The organism is Clostridium sp. LIBA-8841 (genome assembly GCF_034439435.1).
GTDB lineage: Bacteria > Bacillota > Clostridia > Clostridiales > Clostridiaceae > Sarcina.
The window spans coordinates 332,960-348,978 of sequence record NZ_JAPCKJ010000002.1 but is presented as its reverse complement, the minus strand read 5'-3'; the positions used below and the strand labels follow the sequence as shown (position 1 = coordinate 348,978).

The 16,019-nt window shown below is 25.6% G+C and carries 17 protein-coding genes; 13 read left to right on the top strand and 4 right to left on the bottom strand.

Annotation, left to right across the window (positions count from 1 at the left end):
• Window positions 1-119: 119 nt before the first annotated feature.
• Window positions 120-764, bottom strand: coding sequence for a DedA family protein (locus OIF33_RS07275; RefSeq protein WP_322503565.1), 645 nt, complete (start codon window positions 762-764; stop codon window positions 120-122).
• Between the two features lie 260 nt (window positions 765-1,024).
• Here OIF33_RS07275 and OIF33_RS07270 point away from each other — a divergent pair, with 260 nt between their 5' ends.
• The 7 genes from OIF33_RS07270 (at window position 1,025) to OIF33_RS07240 (ending at window position 6,996) form a co-directional block, all read left to right on the top strand.
• Window positions 1,025-1,744 (top strand): nitrite reductase, encoded by a 720-nt coding sequence (locus tag OIF33_RS07270; protein WP_322503564.1) that lies wholly within the window; start codon window positions 1,025-1,027, stop codon window positions 1,742-1,744.
• A 99-nt stretch (window positions 1,745-1,843) separates the two neighbouring features.
• A complete protein-coding gene (locus OIF33_RS07265) occupies window positions 1,844-2,179 on the top strand; it encodes a hypothetical protein (protein ID WP_322503563.1) in 336 nt (111 codons plus the stop codon).
• Between the two features lie 21 nt (window positions 2,180-2,200).
• Window positions 2,201-2,479: a hypothetical protein gene (locus tag OIF33_RS07260; protein ID WP_322503562.1), complete on the top strand. Its 279-nt coding sequence runs from the start codon at window positions 2,201-2,203 to the stop codon at window positions 2,477-2,479.
• Between the two features lie 172 nt (window positions 2,480-2,651).
• Window positions 2,652-2,849: a hypothetical protein gene (locus OIF33_RS07255; RefSeq protein ID WP_322503561.1), complete on the top strand. Its 198-nt coding sequence runs from the start codon at window positions 2,652-2,654 to the stop codon at window positions 2,847-2,849.
• Window positions 2,850-3,165: 316 nt separating this feature from the next.
• Window positions 3,166-4,977 carry a hypothetical protein gene (locus OIF33_RS07250; RefSeq protein WP_322503560.1) on the top strand — a complete coding sequence of 604 codons (1,812 nt, stop codon included), beginning with the start codon at window positions 3,166-3,168 and terminating at the stop codon, window positions 4,975-4,977.
• Between the two features lie 198 nt (window positions 4,978-5,175).
• A complete protein-coding gene (locus OIF33_RS07245) occupies window positions 5,176-6,465 on the top strand; it encodes an MFS transporter (RefSeq protein WP_322503559.1) in 1,290 nt (429 codons plus the stop codon).
• Between the two features lie 150 nt (window positions 6,466-6,615).
• Entirely contained in the window at window positions 6,616-6,996 is a 381-nt protein-coding gene (locus OIF33_RS07240; protein WP_322503558.1) for a YxeA family protein, read from the top strand.
• Between the two features lie 44 nt (window positions 6,997-7,040).
• Here OIF33_RS07240 and OIF33_RS07235 read toward each other — a convergent pair whose 3' ends face one another.
• Entirely contained in the window at window positions 7,041-7,859 is an 819-nt protein-coding gene (locus OIF33_RS07235) for a nitroreductase family protein (RefSeq protein WP_322503557.1), read from the bottom strand.
• A 442-nt stretch (window positions 7,860-8,301) separates the two neighbouring features.
• On the opposite strand from OIF33_RS07235, the gene OIF33_RS07230 reads away from it, so the two are divergent.
• Entirely contained in the window at window positions 8,302-8,847 is a 546-nt protein-coding gene (locus OIF33_RS07230; RefSeq protein WP_322503556.1) for a nitroreductase family protein, read from the top strand.
• Between the two features lie 64 nt (window positions 8,848-8,911).
• Here the strand turns inward: OIF33_RS07230 and OIF33_RS07225 are convergent, their stop codons facing one another.
• Window positions 8,912-10,933: a diguanylate cyclase gene (locus tag OIF33_RS07225; RefSeq protein WP_322503555.1), complete on the bottom strand. Its 2,022-nt coding sequence runs from the start codon at window positions 10,931-10,933 to the stop codon at window positions 8,912-8,914.
• A gap of 208 nt (window positions 10,934-11,141) precedes the next feature.
• Between OIF33_RS07225 and OIF33_RS07220 the strand changes: the two genes are divergently transcribed.
• From OIF33_RS07220 to OIF33_RS07210, 3 genes are all read left to right on the top strand, one after another.
• The gene (locus tag OIF33_RS07220) at window positions 11,142-11,774 is read left to right on the top strand and encodes a hypothetical protein (RefSeq protein ID WP_322503554.1); all 633 of its coding nucleotides are present in this window, start codon (window positions 11,142-11,144) and stop codon (window positions 11,772-11,774) included.
• A gap of 19 nt (window positions 11,775-11,793) precedes the next feature.
• Complete coding sequence (locus OIF33_RS07215) at window positions 11,794-12,207, top strand: hypothetical protein (protein WP_322503553.1); 414 nt, start codon at window positions 11,794-11,796, stop codon at window positions 12,205-12,207.
• A gap of 375 nt (window positions 12,208-12,582) precedes the next feature.
• On the top strand, window positions 12,583-13,404 hold the full coding sequence (locus OIF33_RS07210) for an MBL fold metallo-hydrolase (RefSeq protein ID WP_322503552.1): 822 nt from the start codon (window positions 12,583-12,585) through the stop codon (window positions 13,402-13,404).
• Window positions 13,405-13,444: 40 nt separating this feature from the next.
• Here OIF33_RS07210 and OIF33_RS07205 read toward each other — a convergent pair whose 3' ends face one another.
• Window positions 13,445-14,473, bottom strand: coding sequence for a threonine aldolase family protein (locus tag OIF33_RS07205; protein WP_322503551.1), 1,029 nt, complete (start codon window positions 14,471-14,473; stop codon window positions 13,445-13,447).
• A 399-nt stretch (window positions 14,474-14,872) separates the two neighbouring features.
• Here OIF33_RS07205 and OIF33_RS07200 point away from each other — a divergent pair, with 399 nt between their 5' ends.
• Both OIF33_RS07200 and OIF33_RS07195 read left to right on the top strand, forming a co-directional pair.
• Entirely contained in the window at window positions 14,873-15,055 is a 183-nt protein-coding gene (locus OIF33_RS07200) for a hypothetical protein (protein WP_322503550.1), read from the top strand.
• A gap of 226 nt (window positions 15,056-15,281) precedes the next feature.
• The gene (locus OIF33_RS07195; RefSeq protein WP_322503549.1) at window positions 15,282-15,986 is read left to right on the top strand and encodes an MIP/aquaporin family protein; all 705 of its coding nucleotides are present in this window, start codon (window positions 15,282-15,284) and stop codon (window positions 15,984-15,986) included.
• The last annotated feature ends 33 nt before the right edge of the window (window positions 15,987-16,019 follow it).

The window sequence follows — 16,019 nt, the reverse complement described above, 5'->3', positions numbered from 1 at the left end:
TCAATGGGAATAAAAAAGCTGACTTCGGTGCAATACCGAAATCAGCTTTTAACTTCCGATGTTCTTTTTTTATGTCCTTGAATAGATCGGCAGTTTAATTGCATTGACTTACTTATAGATTATACAGCTACTTTAGATGAGAATCTAGATTTAAGTAAACCTATTATGGCTGGTAAAATAGAAACTACTATTATTCCCATAATAACTATAGAGAAGTTGTCAGCAACAATTTTTATATTACCAAAGAAATAACCTAGGGATGATACAAGTAAAACCCATACAAATCCACCAATAGCATTATAAGTTAAAAAATTCTTATACTTCATTGTTCCTATTCCAGCAACAAAAGGAGCAAAAGTACGAATTATAGGCATAAATCTAGCTATTATTAAAGTTTTACCGCCATATTTATCATAATATGCATTAGTTTTTTCTATATATTCCTTCTTTATTATTTTAGAATTTTTTAGCAGTTTCCCTCCTAAAAATTTACCAATACTATAATTTAAAGTATCTCCAGCTATTGCTGCCACTAAAAGTAATGGTACTAATATATAAATATTAAGTAATCCTAAAGCACAAAATGTAGCTGATGCAAAAATTACTGAGTCACCTGGTAAAAATGGAGTTACCACTAATCCAGTTTCAGCAAGAATTATTAGAAATAAGACTAAGTAGGTTAAAGTACCATAATTGGTGATGAAGGCACCTAAATACTTGTCTAAGTGTAATATTAAATTTAAAAAATTACTTATTAAGTTCATATAAAATCTCCTAACTAAAAGTATTAAGTAATGTTGTTTTTTATTATAATACTAATTTTAAGATTATTCATTAAAAAAATTTAATAAACTAATAATTTTATTAATAATCATATAATTATTTTTATTAAAAATTCATATTGCATATAAGAAAATAGCTATGATTAATCTAAATAAAAACTATATTTCTTATTACTATTAAAATACTATAATAAAGATAATGGTAGTTGTTTTTAATTATATATGGTTTAAGGAGAGTAAGAATGAATAAGTTAACAGTAGAAGAAAAGCAATGTTTAAAAGAACAGGGAATATTAAATCAAAAACAAGAAGAGTTTTATGCCATAAGATATTTAAGTAAAGTTGGATATTTTAAAGCAGAAGAAATGAGAGACTTAGCAGATATTGCTAAAGATTATGGAAATGGAGAATTAAGTTTAACTAGCAGATTAACTATAGAAATACCTTATATAAAAGAAGAGGATATAAAAAAAGTAATAGAAGCTTCAAAAGAAAAAGGTCTTAGAATTTGGGGAGCAGGAAAAACTGTTAGAGCTGTAGTCACATGTAAGGGAACTGTTTGTAAGCATGGTCTTATTGATACAAGAAGAATAGGAGAAGTTTTTGAGGAAAAGTTTCTAGGAGAGAATGTTCCAGCTAAATTTAAAATAGGTGTTTTTGGATGTATAAATAGTTATGGAAAGGCTCAGAGCAATGATTTTGCAGTTATACCAACTGTAAACATAAATAGTAAGGAGACAGAATTCTTAGTTTTTATAGGAGGAAGAGCTGGAAGAAAATCTAGAAAAGCAGAGCCTATGAAGAGAAAGTTTAAAGAAAATGAATTAACAAAACTTTTAAAATGTACTATAGACTATTACAATGAAGCTGCTAATGGGAAAGAAAGATTAGCAGAAGTTATTGAAAGAATTGGAACTATAAATTTTGAGAGAAATTTAATATATAGATTTAATAGAATATAATTTATTGATATTAAGGTGGTTTTAAAGTTCTATCTAAAAACAAACACTGGTTTAAAATGGAGGCTATTTTATAAATATTTTGAAAAGAGATGAGTAAATATGGTAGAAAAGAAAATAATCATTGATGACAATGTTTATTTAAAAAAATTTTTTGAACACAATAAAAAGTATGAAGAAGATATAAGAAGTAGAATATATAACAAGACTTTAGATTTAATAAATAATAATCCTCATAAGATTAAAACTGTAAGAGGTTATAAGTATAATAATAAGACTATATATGAATATAAAATTCCTTTGGAGCCAGAGTTAGATTGTAGAGTAGCATATATTTTTCATGGAGAAGAGATAATAGTATTCTTTATATCAAATATAATAAGAAAAAATGAATTTACAAGGCTAGTATCAAAGCTAAAGGATGTAAAAAAAGTATAGTATAAAGAGGAGATGTGTAAAATGGTAAGCATAACAGATTTTTTGAATGTTGCTTTACACACATTAAAGAGAATAGAAATTAGGGATAAAGTTAATTTTAAAACCTTTAAAAAAGATAGACAAGTTGAAATAGAAAAATTAGAGCAAGGACTTTTTAATGTGAAAGAAGATGGATTTGAAAGAAAAATCTTTAGAAATCTTGATGAAAAAGAATTAAAAAGAGTTTTAAAATATCTTCAAAAGAAGGAGTTTCCCAAAAGTAATAAGCTTTGGTATAAAATAATAAGAACCAAAAAATAAAAATATAATTAGTTTTAAATTAGAAAATTATGTATTATAAATTAAGGCTATTTTGGGAAAAAGCAACTGATTAGCCTTAGTATCTAGAGTATTTTAATATGAAAAAAGTAAAAAATATTAATGTAAGAATTAAAATGTTCTTATAAATAGAAAGAATAAAGAGGTGTCTAATATGGTATCTCATCTAATTTTAGCTTTTGTAAAGAGTGTTGGAACGACATCAATAAGTGCTATTGAAAGAAATATAATGCCACATGGCTTTACAAAAGAAGAGGTACATTCAGGAATAAGGTGCTTATATTTGTTAGATTTAATAGATATAGTAGAAATTGCAAACTTGGATGGAAGACCTCAATATATTTTTTCTTAAAAAGTTTCTTTAATAGTTATAAGAATTAAGAGAATAGTTACTATAATCAATATTATAAAATTTTTGGCTTAATTCAGTTTTAAGACTATATGCTGAATTAAGTCTATTTTTATTTTTACCAAAAGATTAAAGAATATTCCAGTTTAAAATTAGTATTACTTAAAAATATTCTATTTAAAAATTATTAAATAGAATTTATAAAGATATATATAAATAATATAATAAGAATATATCAATTTAAAGAGTAAATAGATTAAACTTTTTACCTTTTTTAAAATACAATATATTGTAATTAATAATAGAAGGAAGAGTATGTATGCCTAACTCAAATAATAAAATAATTTTAGATGTTAAAGTTGGCAATATTATAAATGAATATAGTAAAGATAAAGTTGTCTTAGTTGGAACATATGATCAAAAAGGAGGAGATTTTACTAAAAATATACAAATAGTTATAATTCCAGAAGGAGGAGGAAGAGAGATAACTACCAATGTTGATTATACTGGATATGGTTTAGAGTTATTTCTAGGAGATTTTAATAATGACAGATTAGATGAAATAATGTTAAGAGGAGACTATGGAGGATCAGGCGGATATGAGATAGCTAGTATTTATCAATATAAAGATGAGAATCTAAAAGAAATTTTTAGTTCAGAAATGTTCTCTAAGAAATATAACTTCTTAGGGAAATATTTACCAGGAAATATAGTGAAAGTAAGTTCACCATCTTTAAAAGAAAATTTTATATTTTATATAGGTAGTAAGCCAAAAGTTTATTTAGATATGATATATGATAAGGATGGGAATGTAAAAGAGAATATAACTCCAACTATATCAGATATAAATAATGCCTTTCCAATAAAGAGTGTGTATATTGACACTCCATATCTTTTTATAAGACAAAGAGTAATAGGAGAATCTAATGCAGATACAATTGGGTACATTGATAGTTTTGTTAATTTAGCTGATAATAATATAATGATTTTCAATATTGGTGCATTTAGTTTTGGAGAAAAAGAAAATAAAGAAATTGAGAAGAAAATTTTGGGAAAAAGAATAAATAATTATAGGGATGAGGAAGAGGAAGAGTATAGAGACATAAGCTATTATGCTTTTAAGGAAGAAACGAAGGCATTTAATGAAGAATTAAAAGAAGATAATCTAACTAATATAAGGTGCATAAAGACTATGGATTCTATATTTATAGATTTTTATAGTCCTTATGTAAATAAGAGTTACCTAGATGACACTGAAGAATTTAAATTAAGAGTGGATTCTAATAAGGAAGAAAATATTAAAGAAGACAGCATGGAAAAAACTGATGAGTATAACAAAGAAATGGTAGATTATTATGAAAAACTTATAGAAAATAATGTGAATTCAGGGGTTAACTCATATTTTTTAGCTTTAGCCTATGAAAGAGTAGGAGAATATAAAAAGGCACTTGATGTGATTGATAAAGCTTTAGAACAAGAATCTCCATATCCATCAGTGGAAAGATTAAAGCAAATAAGAGAAAGATTACAAAAAGAAATTGTAGATTATTATGAAAAACTTATAGAAAACAATGTAAATCCAGGGATTAACTCATATCTTTTAGCTTTAGCCTATGAAAGAGTAAGAGAATATAAAAAGGCACTTGATGTAATTGATAAAGCTCTGGAACAGAAATCTCCATACCCATCAGTGGAAAGGTTAAAGGAAATAAGAGAAAGATTACAAAAAGAAATGGTAGATTACTATGAAAAACTTATAGAAAATAATGTAAATCCAGGGGTTAACTCATATCTTTTAGCTTTAGCTTATGAAAGAGTAGGAGAATATAAAAAGGCACTTGATGTGATTGATAAAGCTTTAGAACAAGAATCTCCATATCCATCAGTGGAAAGGTTAAAGGAAATAAGAGAAAGATTACAAAAAGAAATGGTAGATTATTATGAAAAACTTATAGAAAATAATGTAAATCCAGGGATTAACTCATATCTTTTAGCTTTAGCTTATGAAAGAGTAGGAGAATATAAAAAGGCACTTGATGTAATTAATAAAGCTCTGGAACAGAAATCTCCATATCCATCAGTAGAAAGATTAAATGAATTAAGAGAAAAATTACAAAAGCTAGTTAAGTAATTTATAGTAAATAAGTATTTAAGTGTATTAACTTTTTATAAGTTAATACACTTTTTATTTTATCTAAAAATAAATCTAGACTATTTAAATTTTATATAAAATTAGCAAATACATAAATTTAAAAAATATTGCTTATTATAATTTTGTATATTTTAAATGATTAATTAAATAAAAACTTTACAAAGGAGGAAATTATAAATGGATAAGTTTAAATCCATAAAAAATTATGCTTCATTTTCTAGAAATGTTCAAATAATAGTTATAAGTGAATTGATTTTAGCTGGAGCCTTTGGAATATATGGTTTTTTACAAATTTTATATCTAAATGAAATAAAAATACCTCCAGATAAAATAGGAATACTTTTCTCTATAGGAGCATTATCATCTATGGTTGGATTTTTTGTAGGACCATTTATTAATATCTTAGGAAGAAAAACTGTATTGGCAGCTGGATGTCTTTTAAGTGCATTAGGAATGGGGTTTTATGTTGTTTTTATAAGTTACTTTATGTTATTAATAGCTCAAATTTTAGTTAATATTGGCTTATGCTTTATTCAGGTTACAGAGTTACAGTTATTATATTCATATACAACACCAGATAAAGAATGTTGCGCTTATAGTTATAAATCATCAGTGAATTTTATTGCATCAACCTTGGGAGGGCTGTTAGCAGGAAATATAAATAAAATTCCGATATTTATTAATGTTGGCTATAAAACTCTTTTTTTATTAGCTACCATGATGACAATAGGAGCTTTTATAATACGATTATTCTTACTTCCAAAAGACAAGAGAATTAAGAGTGATAGTAAAGTAGTAAATAAAGCTTTAAAAAATGCATTAACATTATTTAAAACTCATAAGAGGATAAGAGTTTTTGCTATGTTTTTATTTATATTATCTATAGGAGGGAGTGCAATTTGGCCATATAATAATTTAATACTTAAGAATCAGTTTAATTTAAGCAATACAATTATTTCTATAATTAACTTTATAATAACTTCTCTAAATATGATAAGCATAACGCTAATGCCAATGGTTATAGAGAAGCTTGGTATACGTAAATTTGAACTTTTAGCTATGCTTGGAATAGTACTAAGTACATTTTGTCTTTCTTTAGGTCTTCCTACAGTTGTTTTTATTGTAGCTTTAATATGTAGAGCAGCAAGTGCATGCCTAGTAGGTTCTTCTTTAGATAGTTCTATGATGAGTCATATAGAGTTAGAGAATAGAGATATCTTTGCAGGAGTTAAATTATTAGTTAACGGATTGTCCAGTTCGATAGGGAATTTTATGGGAGGTCTTATAATAGATAAATTGAATTATAGGGGAATATATGTATATGGATTTGTTTTAATGGTTATTACAACATTAGTATTTTATTTAAAGGTAACTAAGTATTTTGATGAGGAGATACATATAAAGATGTTGAAAGAGAGACATTGTAAGTGTCACATGAGATATATTTATGTACAAAGAAAAATTTAAAATAGCTTTTAGTAAATAAAAAGTTCAGATTAACTATTATATCTTACAAAAATGTAATATTAACGAAAGATAAATCAATATAACAAATTAAAATAAAAAATTATAATTAAAACATAAAATTTTATATTTTATTTAAATGGAGGGTTTATATTGAAAATATTATCAAAAATTATTTTAGTAGCTACATTATGTTTTGTTGCAGTAGGTATTACTGGATGTGGAAGTTTAAAAGACATTGGTTCAGATAAATATTATCTACAAGTGTCAGTTGACGGAAAGAAAAAGTTTGCATTTAAAGATGGTGAGGAAGATGTTTACAGATATGAATATAGAGATATTAAAGCTTATGATGAATCTGGAAATGAAATAAAAGTAGTATTTACAGCAGATAAGAATCTAAGAAAAGGTGCCTTCTTAGAAGTACGTGTTAGAGATCCAAAAAGTAATGAATTAAATGCTATTCTTTCTTACAAAGAAGTTCAAGCAGATGAATTACCGAGTTTAGCTAAAGAAAAATTAAATGTGAAATAATAAAATATAGAAGAGCTCTACTAATTTAATTAGTAGAGCTTTTTTTAAATCCAATTTACTTCAACTTTTTTTCTAGGAGCTGTTCTTTTATATGTAATTGCTGGATAGCCTATAACCATACATGAAGCTATTTTTTTATTTTCAACTCCAAGTAGAGTTAGAATTTTTTCATTTCCTTCAGCAGCAAGTTGTAGGAAGCCACTAAAGAAGGTTCCAAGTCCTAATGCATTAGTCATAAGTTCCATATTTGAAGAGGCTAATTCGCCATCTAAGTCATGATGAGAAAAGGCAACTATAATTACTGGAGCATTAAAAAATAATCTATCATTTTTTATTGGATCAGCTTTATATGCTTTATACATTTTAGTCCATATTAAGGCGTATCTTCTTAAATGCTTATTTTCATCATTTAAATTATTAAGTATATACTCACCTTTTTCTTTTAAACTTTCATAAGCTAAATCTCTTAGTTCAGCTATTTTTTCAGTGATGACAACATAAGAAACATCTTGGCTATTAACTGCTGTTTGAGTGAATCTACCAGCTTCAAGAATTTTTTCTAGCTTTTCTTTTTCTACATCTTTATCCTTAAATCTTCTAACGCTTCTTCTAAATTTTATGAAATTTAATAAGTTTTCAGATTCTATATCAAAGGTTTCCTTATCATATTCTTTAACTTCTTCCATATTATAATCATCTGTTGAAACAGCTTTAGTTGGACAAACTGCAATACAATGGCCACATTTTATACAGTTTCTATTTTTAATATTAGCTTTTTCATCTACAAGTGATATATCATTTACAGGACAATCCTTTATACATTGAGTACATGCAATGCACTTCTCTTTATTAACTTTAAACATAAAATCTCTCCTTAATAATAAAAACATCTTAAAATAAGATGGTTTATTCTTTAGTATTTATAAAATATTTCACCAAAAACTTTAAGTGAATTTATTTGCTTATTATATCACCTATAAAGTAAGAATGTCTAATCATTAAGTATATATTTTAAAAAGTAAAAATACTAGCATTAATATTTTAAAAGCTTCTTTAAAAAATGAACTTTCTTTATATGAAATTCCAAGAATAATTGTAGTTGAAGAACTACCCATAAATAACAGTGGTAAGATAGATATTAAGAGATTAATAAATTTATTTTAGAGTGTATTATAAATTATAACATAGAAAATATTGGTAGAGAGTATGAAGGAATTAAGAGCGGAATAGGAATTAAATATACACATAATCTTTTAATAAATGATAAAATAAGTTTGTTGAATATAATTTTAGAGGAGAATATGTATGAATTTTTTTGAATTATTAAATAAAAGAGAGAGTGTAAGAGGATATTTAGATAAAGAGGTTGAAAGAGAAAAAATATTGAAAATAATTGAAGCGGCTAGGTTAGCACCATCAGCTTGTAATGCTCAACCTTGGAAATTTGTTGTGGTTGATGATAGAGAAATGGCAAAAGAAATTGCAGATAACCTATATGATCCATTAATAGGAATTAATAAATTTGTCTTAACTTCTCTAGTATTTATTGTAGTCGTTGGTGAAAAACGTAATTTTACATCTAAGATGGGAGAACTTATAAAGAAAAAGGATTATACATCAATAGATATTGGGATTGCATCAGAACATTTATGCTTAGCTGCTACAGAATTAGGACTTGGCACTTGTATGATGGGATGGTTCAAAGAAAAAAATATAAAAAATCTTCTTAAAATACCAAGTAGTAAAGAAATTCATTTAGTAATATCTTTAGGATATTATGATAATAAGAATACAAGAAAGAAAGTTAGGAAAAATATAGAGGAGATATATTCATTTAATGAGTATAAGTAAAAAAAATATATGATTACTTTAGAAAGTTTTAGTGAAAAAATAAAAACAAACTAGATTTAATAATCTAGTTTGTTTTTATCTTTGAGAAAACTTCAATTCTATTTTTACCATTGTTTTTAGCTAAATATAATGCCTCATCTGATTTTTGAATCATATCATAAATATTTTCTTTTACTCCCTTTGCCTTTGTATATATTCCTACACTTATAGTTACATATTGATCGGCTAAAGAGAATTTGTGTTCAATTGACTTTAGTCTTAAATCTGCTTGAATCTTAAATGAAATTTTTTTTGCTTCTAATTCAGATCTTTTTGGAAGTATAATTAATAATTCTTCACCACCATATCGTATAGCAAAATCCTCCTTATCAATATTAGTTAAAATAGATTGAGAAACAGACTTTATAACTTCATCTCCTTTTATATGACCATAATTATCATTGTAATTTTTAAAATAATCAATATCTATAAGTAGTATTGAAATTTCATTAAGCTCAAGAAATTTCTTGTTTTTACTAGCATATGAAGCTAAAAACTTTCTATTTAAAAGATTTGTCATTCCATCAGTACAATTAGATTTTTTTAATAACTTTATTAATCTCATCCTTGTGAAAATAATTATTAGTAAAAAACTAACAATAGTTATTAATATAATCATATAGAGTTGTTCTCTATTCTTTTGTTCTTTAAGTAATTCATTTTCATAAGCTTTTATAGCATAATCGATATAATCGTTATCTATTTCATTTTGAAATTTATCTTTTTCTTCAATTAGTTTTTTACTAAAATTTAAAGCTTTCTCAGTATCACCAAGGGCTTCATAAGTTTTCACTAATCCCTCATAGATAGGTATATTTAATATTGCACCTCTTTTATTGGATTCTTTCAAATCTTCATTATATTCAGTTAAAGCATTATAATAATCTCCTTTTTCCAACAAAAGATTTGCATATGTTAATTTAAAGGTAATATCTTTGTTAGAATATATAGAAATATTATCATTTTTTAAAAGTTCAAATCCTTTATTTATATAATCTTCGGCTTCTTTAAAGTTTTTTCTTTTTATAGCTAATAGAGCTAAACTATTTAGGTATAATATCTCAGCATCATCCTTATAAGAGGAAGATAATTTGGTAAGTAAAGGTGGTACTTTCTTGGCAGCGTCTTCAGCACTTGAAAAATAATTTAAATTAGTATATGAATCAATTATATTTATGTAAGCCTCAACTTTTGATTTAGCATCAATTTTATCATTTTTAACAGGCGTTTTAACAGCTAATTGGTAGAAATCAATAGCTGTACTAAAGTTTTTTAATTGAAGATTTATATTTCCTAAAGAAGTATATGCTTTTATTTTATAGATTTCTCCACCATTTATATTTTTTTCAGTATTTATACTATTTATAATATCTAGATAAATATAAGTGGCATTAGCATAATTAAAGTTTAATAAATAAAAATTAGCAAGATAATAATTTAAAGCTATTTTAGATTCTTCTGTAAGTCCACCTGTCTTGTCAATATAGTTATTTAGTATATTTATTGCAGCATTTCTAGTATAAGATACACTAGTAAGAGTTTTTAAGACATCATTAATTATGTAAGTATCATTCTTTAAAGAGCTATCTCCTTTTATATATTTTATTGCATCCTGTGCATTTTCAACTAATCCTGAATATCTTCCAAAACTATTATTTTCTTCGATTAAACATCTATTTAAAAAAATATAAGTATATATTCTTACAAAATCAGAAGAAGCATCATTAATAGCATTTTTGGCATTAATAAAATTTTTAATAGCACTACTATAATCCTTTGATACATAATCAAAATAACCTAGAGAAAAATAAATGTCACAATTTTTAGGTTTTGAATTTAAATATTTTCTAGCTTTATTTATGTATGAAGGAGTAATTTTAGCTTCTTTATAAGTATTTTCTATATTGTCCAATATTATTTTTTCGGTTAAATAGTTTTTATTGGGATTGTCTGAAGGCTTTCCATATACACTATATTCTTTAAATATACTAGAAAATAAGAATATAAGCATAAGAAAAACTAAGATAATGCTATATTTCTTTTTCAAAATATTCTCTCCTTATTTCTACGTCTATTAATGAGAATATCATAGTTACATAAATTTTACAATAATACTAATAGTAATGAATATTATCGACATTATAGCGCTTTTATATTTATGTAAATGTGTACAAAAAGTTAAGGGGGTGATATAATTAAATTGTAATTATTTGGCTTTGATTTTACTTTTATTCTTGATAATTAGGGGTGAGGATATGGTTTTTACAATTAATGCTTATAAAATACCTTTAGATTCAGTTTATAGACTTAAAAATAACTATGATTGGGAACCTCAAGAAAATTTTTTAAAGATTGATTTTAAAAATGATATGATATTTAATACTCATGAAGAGGCTGAAAAGTGGCTTGTTAATAATAATATTCTTCTTATAAACGGAGAAAAGGTCAATGTTGGAGGCTTTCAAATAAGTTGTTTTGGGGTTGATAATTTTAATATTGAGATAGTAGTACATAGAAAAACAAAGCCTAATATTTTTACGATTGATGATATAAGAAGAGTTCTAAAAGAAGGAGATGATAGATATAATAACTCTCTAATAATAGATTTTGAGGGAAATTTAAAGTTAATACAGAGCAATCCAGAAGATATAATATATCATTCTAATTATGCTGTTAGTAATGAGGTATATAATAGTGGGAATGGATTTGTTGGAAGAGAGTTTAATGATTTATATATAAAGTATATTTATCTAAATATGCTAGATAATTGGTTTTTACATTTAGAGTCGGGAAGAAGTATTTATGTAGCCTGTTATGAAGATAATATCGATGAGAAAAATACAATTTATAAAATCAATAAATTGTTAATGAACATGAAGTTATTATAACAAAGGAGATGTAAATAAGATGGAAAAATCAAATATATTTTCAAACAATGAAACATTAAAATGTGTTGTATGTGGTAAAGATTTAATGGATAATATAAAAATGTCTATGGTTCAAATAATAACTGATGAAAATGATCAAATAGTAAGGGTTCTTCCATGCTGTAAGGGAGAATGCGATCATAGACTACAAGACGAGATTAAAGATTATGAAGGTGATGGATTTAGAGATTTGAGTACTTTTATAAATCCATATTTGTATATAAAAAATCTTATGCAAATAATGGATAGGATGTTTGAAGGAAAAGGTTTTGCAAATCAGGAAGCTTTTGATACTTATTCAGATTTAATTTTAAATTGCTATGAATATGTTTCAAGAAATTTAAATGAAGAAGAGAAGGAAGCTGCTAAGAAAATAACCTTATTACCATTATAATTTTTTGAAGGCTTTATTATTTATGAAAAATATAATAAAGCTTTTTATATCAATATTAATAAATTGTTTTATAAGTAATCTTATAAAACAAGGTAATATTTTACATAAATAATATAAATATAGCATATCTTATTTAAGAAATAAGTGTGTTAATTATTAGGTGCTTTAAGTTTGGATTTACCTAAAAGTATTGTTTGTTTAGTGGTGATTTAGGCACTGATGTTGAAAAAGTGTTTTGTTTTTTATTAGGTATAATAATTTTATTAATATTAATAAGTACAATTTTTAAAATTAAGAATATTTAAATAAGGGTATTTTATGTATAAATTTCCAAACTATATTTAATATAAAAGAGAACTGAGAGGAGCGAGTAATTTGGTAATAACAACCTTAGTAGAAAATACAAAGTTAGCAAGTGAATATAACAACAAGCATGGGTTATCATTTCATATAAAAACAGAAAACCAAAGTATACTTTTTGATTTAGGGCCAAAGGATGTTTTTATAGAAAATGCAAAAAAATTAAATATCGATTTAGCTGATGTTGATACTGTTATAATATCTCATGGACATAGTGACCATGGTGGAGGGTTAGAATACTTCTTAAAAATAAACAATAAAGCTAAGATATATATACACAAGGATGCTTTTAATGAACACTATAGTGTGGTTGGATTGTTTAAAAAATATATAGGTTTAAACAAAGACTTAAAATTAAATCCAAGAATAATATTAACTGATGGTGATATGAAAATTGATAGCGAACTGTACTTATTTTCAACAGTTGAAAATAATCATAAGAGTTCAGGGTTTAATGGAGCATTATATAAGAGAGTGAATGGAATCTATTTAGAAGATGATTTTACTCATGAACAAAACCTTATAATAAAAGAGGGAGAAAAGTATATTTTATTTGGTGGCTGTGCTCATAATGATATAAGAAACATTCTTGATAAGGCAGAAGTAATTGTAGGAAAAGACTTAGACTATGTTATAAGTGGTTTCCATATATTTAATCCAGCAACAGGAAGAAGTGAAAGTGATACTTTTATAAATACATTAGGAGATAATCTGATTGAAAGAGACACTAATTTTTACACTTGCCACTGTACCGGTATGAAAGCTTTTAAAATGTTAGAACAGAGACTTGGAGATAAGATTAATTATATAGCTACAGGTCAAGTTTTAAGCATATAAAAATATAGGTCGTATTTATTATACGACCTATATTTTTTATTTATTTTGTAAGTTCTTTAACTTTTAATATAAAATCTTTAATTGCCTCTTCTTTGGTTGCCCAAGAGGTTATAAGTCTTATAGAAGATTTATTTTCATCGACTTTAGTCCATCTATAGAATCTATAATCTTTTTCAAGCTCTTCAATTATATTATTAGGAAGGATTGGGAAAATTTGATTAGTAGGAGATTCTATTAGAAGCTCATAACCACATTCCTTTAAACCTTCGCTTAAAAGTTTACCCATTTTATTTGAGTGAGATGCTAATTCAAAGTATAAGCCATCTCTAAATAATTCTTCAAACTGTATCCCTAAAAGTCTTCCTTTAGCTAATAGAGCACCTTTTTGCTTAATATTATGTCTGAAATTAGGTTTTAAAAGTTCATTACTTATAACTAAAGCTTCTCCTAGGAGAGCACCATTTTTTGTTCCTCCAATCGAAAATGCATCAGTATATTTACACATATCAGCTAGAGAAAGACTAGCTTCTTCAAGAGATAAGGCTGAACCAAGTCTTGCTCCATCTACATATAAAAGAAGGTTATTATTCTTACAACAATCATAAAGTGCTTTCATTTCATTTTTATCATAAACTGTACCAAGTTCTGTTGGATTAGATATGTAAACTAATTTTGGTATTAAAACATGTTCAGAATCATATTCAATTAATAAGTTTTCGATTAAATCTGGATTTAGTTTTCCTTCATTACAATCAATAGTTATGACTTTGTGACCAGTATATTCAATAGCACCACATTCATTAACAGCGATATGCCCTGTATTAGGTGATATACATGCTTCATATGGTCTTAAAAAACCATCTATTGCTATAAGGTTAGTTTGAGTTCCTCCAGAAATAAAATGGACATCTATATTTTCATTTTGAGAAAGTTCTCTTATTTTTGAAATTGCATTTTGAGTATGACTATCATAGCCATAACCTTCTTCTTGAGAAAAGTTTGATTCCATTAAAGCTTCTAATATTCTAGGATGAGCTCCTTCACTATAATCATTTTTTAAGCTATACATATTAGTATCCTCCCCAGTAAAAAATATTATATTTGCTTAAGTTTTTATCTGTAAAATATAAATTATGAATAAATATAAAATTAAAAATAAATTAAAATCCAATTAAAAATAACTATATATCAAATATAATATGGATGTCAAATGTCTTCTTAATATGCATAAATACAAGAGTTCGTCGTATAAAAACATATTGGATTAAAATATGATGGGATAATGTTTACATTTTTTTATGGCTATAAAAATATCAAAAAATCATGAAAATTTTAAATAAATTTTTCATAAAAATTAAGAAAATATACAAAAAGAATATTTGTAAATAAGTATAGAGAATTTACAAAAAAATTTGAAAGAACTGAAGCTATAAATTACAATATTAATATATTGAAAGGGGAAGATAAAATGGAATTAGATTTTTTAAGGATAATTTTTACTTTATTCAACATAGGATTAATAGTTTTAATTGTGTATTTAGTTATTAAAGCAATAAAAATGATAGTAAGTTTAATGAATAGATTAAATAGAATAGAAGACAAGTTAAATGAAATTTCAGAGGGTTTGAAAGAAAATAATAAAGAATCCTAAAATGTTGAAATTTTAACTAATTTAAAAGATTTACATGGATAAATTTGCTCTAAATGGAATGTTTTTTTAGTCAAATTAATAAATATATTAAAAATAAAAAGAAATTTTAATTATAAGCTTGACTATTTTTTAACATGTGTATTATATTATAAGTGTTGTTAAAGAAATATTAAAGTTTTATTAAAGAATATTGTATTTGTGCCATAAGTATAGAGGAGTATATTTTATGGCAACATTATTAGCGGAATTAATAGGAACGATGCTACTTATAATATTAGGTGATGGCGTTGTTGCTAACGTAGTTTTAAGGAAGACAAAGGGAAATAGCTCAGGGTGGATAGTTATAACTACTGGATGGGCATTAGCTGTAGTTATACCAGCAGCACTTTTTACTAGTGTAAGTGGAGCATTATTTAATCCAGCATTAACAATAGCTTTAGCTATTGTTGGACAATTTTCATGGGCTCAAGTTATTCCTTATATAATTGCACAACTTTTAGGAGCTTTCTTAGGAGCTGTTGTAGTTTACATAACTTACTATAATCATTTTGAAGAGACAGAAGATCAAAATTCAAAATTAGGTGTATTTTGTACTATTCCAGAAATAGAAGATCATAAGATAAACTTTTTAACAGAGTTTGTTGGAACTTTTGTTTTAGCTTTTGCTGTATTAGGAATTGGTGCTCAAAACATAGATTATGGTGTAAAAGTAATTATAATAGGATGTCTAATATGGGCTATTGGATTAAGTTTAGGTGGTCCTACAGGATATGCAATAAATCCAGCTAGAGATTTTGGTCCAAGATTAGCACATTTCTTACTGCCTATTCCAAGAAAAGGTGGTTCTAAATGGGAGTATGCTTGGATTCCAGTTGTTGCACCTATACTAGGGGCAATATGTGGAGCCTTAGTTTATGTAAATATATTTTAATAAGCTAAGTTAAAGGGATTAAAAATTATTATC

Coding starts and splice junctions, on each gene's coding strand:
- OIF33_RS07220 (WP_322503554.1), top strand. CDS start 11,142: ATGGTTTTTACAATTAATGCTTATAAAATACCTTTAGATTCAGTTTAT.
- OIF33_RS07260 (WP_322503562.1), top strand. CDS start 2,201: ATGGTAAGCATAACAGATTTTTTGAATGTTGCTTTACACACATTAAAG.
- OIF33_RS07270 (WP_322503564.1), top strand. CDS start 1,025: ATGAATAAGTTAACAGTAGAAGAAAAGCAATGTTTAAAAGAACAGGGA.
- OIF33_RS07275 (WP_322503565.1), bottom strand. CDS start 764: ATGAACTTAATAAGTAATTTTTTAAATTTAATATTACACTTAGACAAG.
- OIF33_RS07195 (WP_322503549.1), top strand. CDS start 15,282: ATGGCAACATTATTAGCGGAATTAATAGGAACGATGCTACTTATAATA.
- OIF33_RS07200 (WP_322503550.1), top strand. CDS start 14,873: ATGGAATTAGATTTTTTAAGGATAATTTTTACTTTATTCAACATAGGA.
- OIF33_RS07235 (WP_322503557.1), bottom strand. CDS start 7,859: ATGTTTAAAGTTAATAAAGAGAAGTGCATTGCATGTACTCAATGTATA.
- OIF33_RS07205 (WP_322503551.1), bottom strand. CDS start 14,473: ATGTATAGCTTAAAAAATGATTATAGTGAAGGAGCTCATCCTAGAATA.
- OIF33_RS07255 (WP_322503561.1), top strand. CDS start 2,652: ATGGTATCTCATCTAATTTTAGCTTTTGTAAAGAGTGTTGGAACGACA.
- OIF33_RS07215 (WP_322503553.1), top strand. CDS start 11,794: ATGGAAAAATCAAATATATTTTCAAACAATGAAACATTAAAATGTGTT.
- OIF33_RS07230 (WP_322503556.1), top strand. CDS start 8,302: ATGAATTTTTTTGAATTATTAAATAAAAGAGAGAGTGTAAGAGGATAT.
- OIF33_RS07250 (WP_322503560.1), top strand. CDS start 3,166: ATGCCTAACTCAAATAATAAAATAATTTTAGATGTTAAAGTTGGCAAT.
- OIF33_RS07245 (WP_322503559.1), top strand. CDS start 5,176: ATGGATAAGTTTAAATCCATAAAAAATTATGCTTCATTTTCTAGAAAT.
- OIF33_RS07265 (WP_322503563.1), top strand. CDS start 1,844: ATGGTAGAAAAGAAAATAATCATTGATGACAATGTTTATTTAAAAAAA.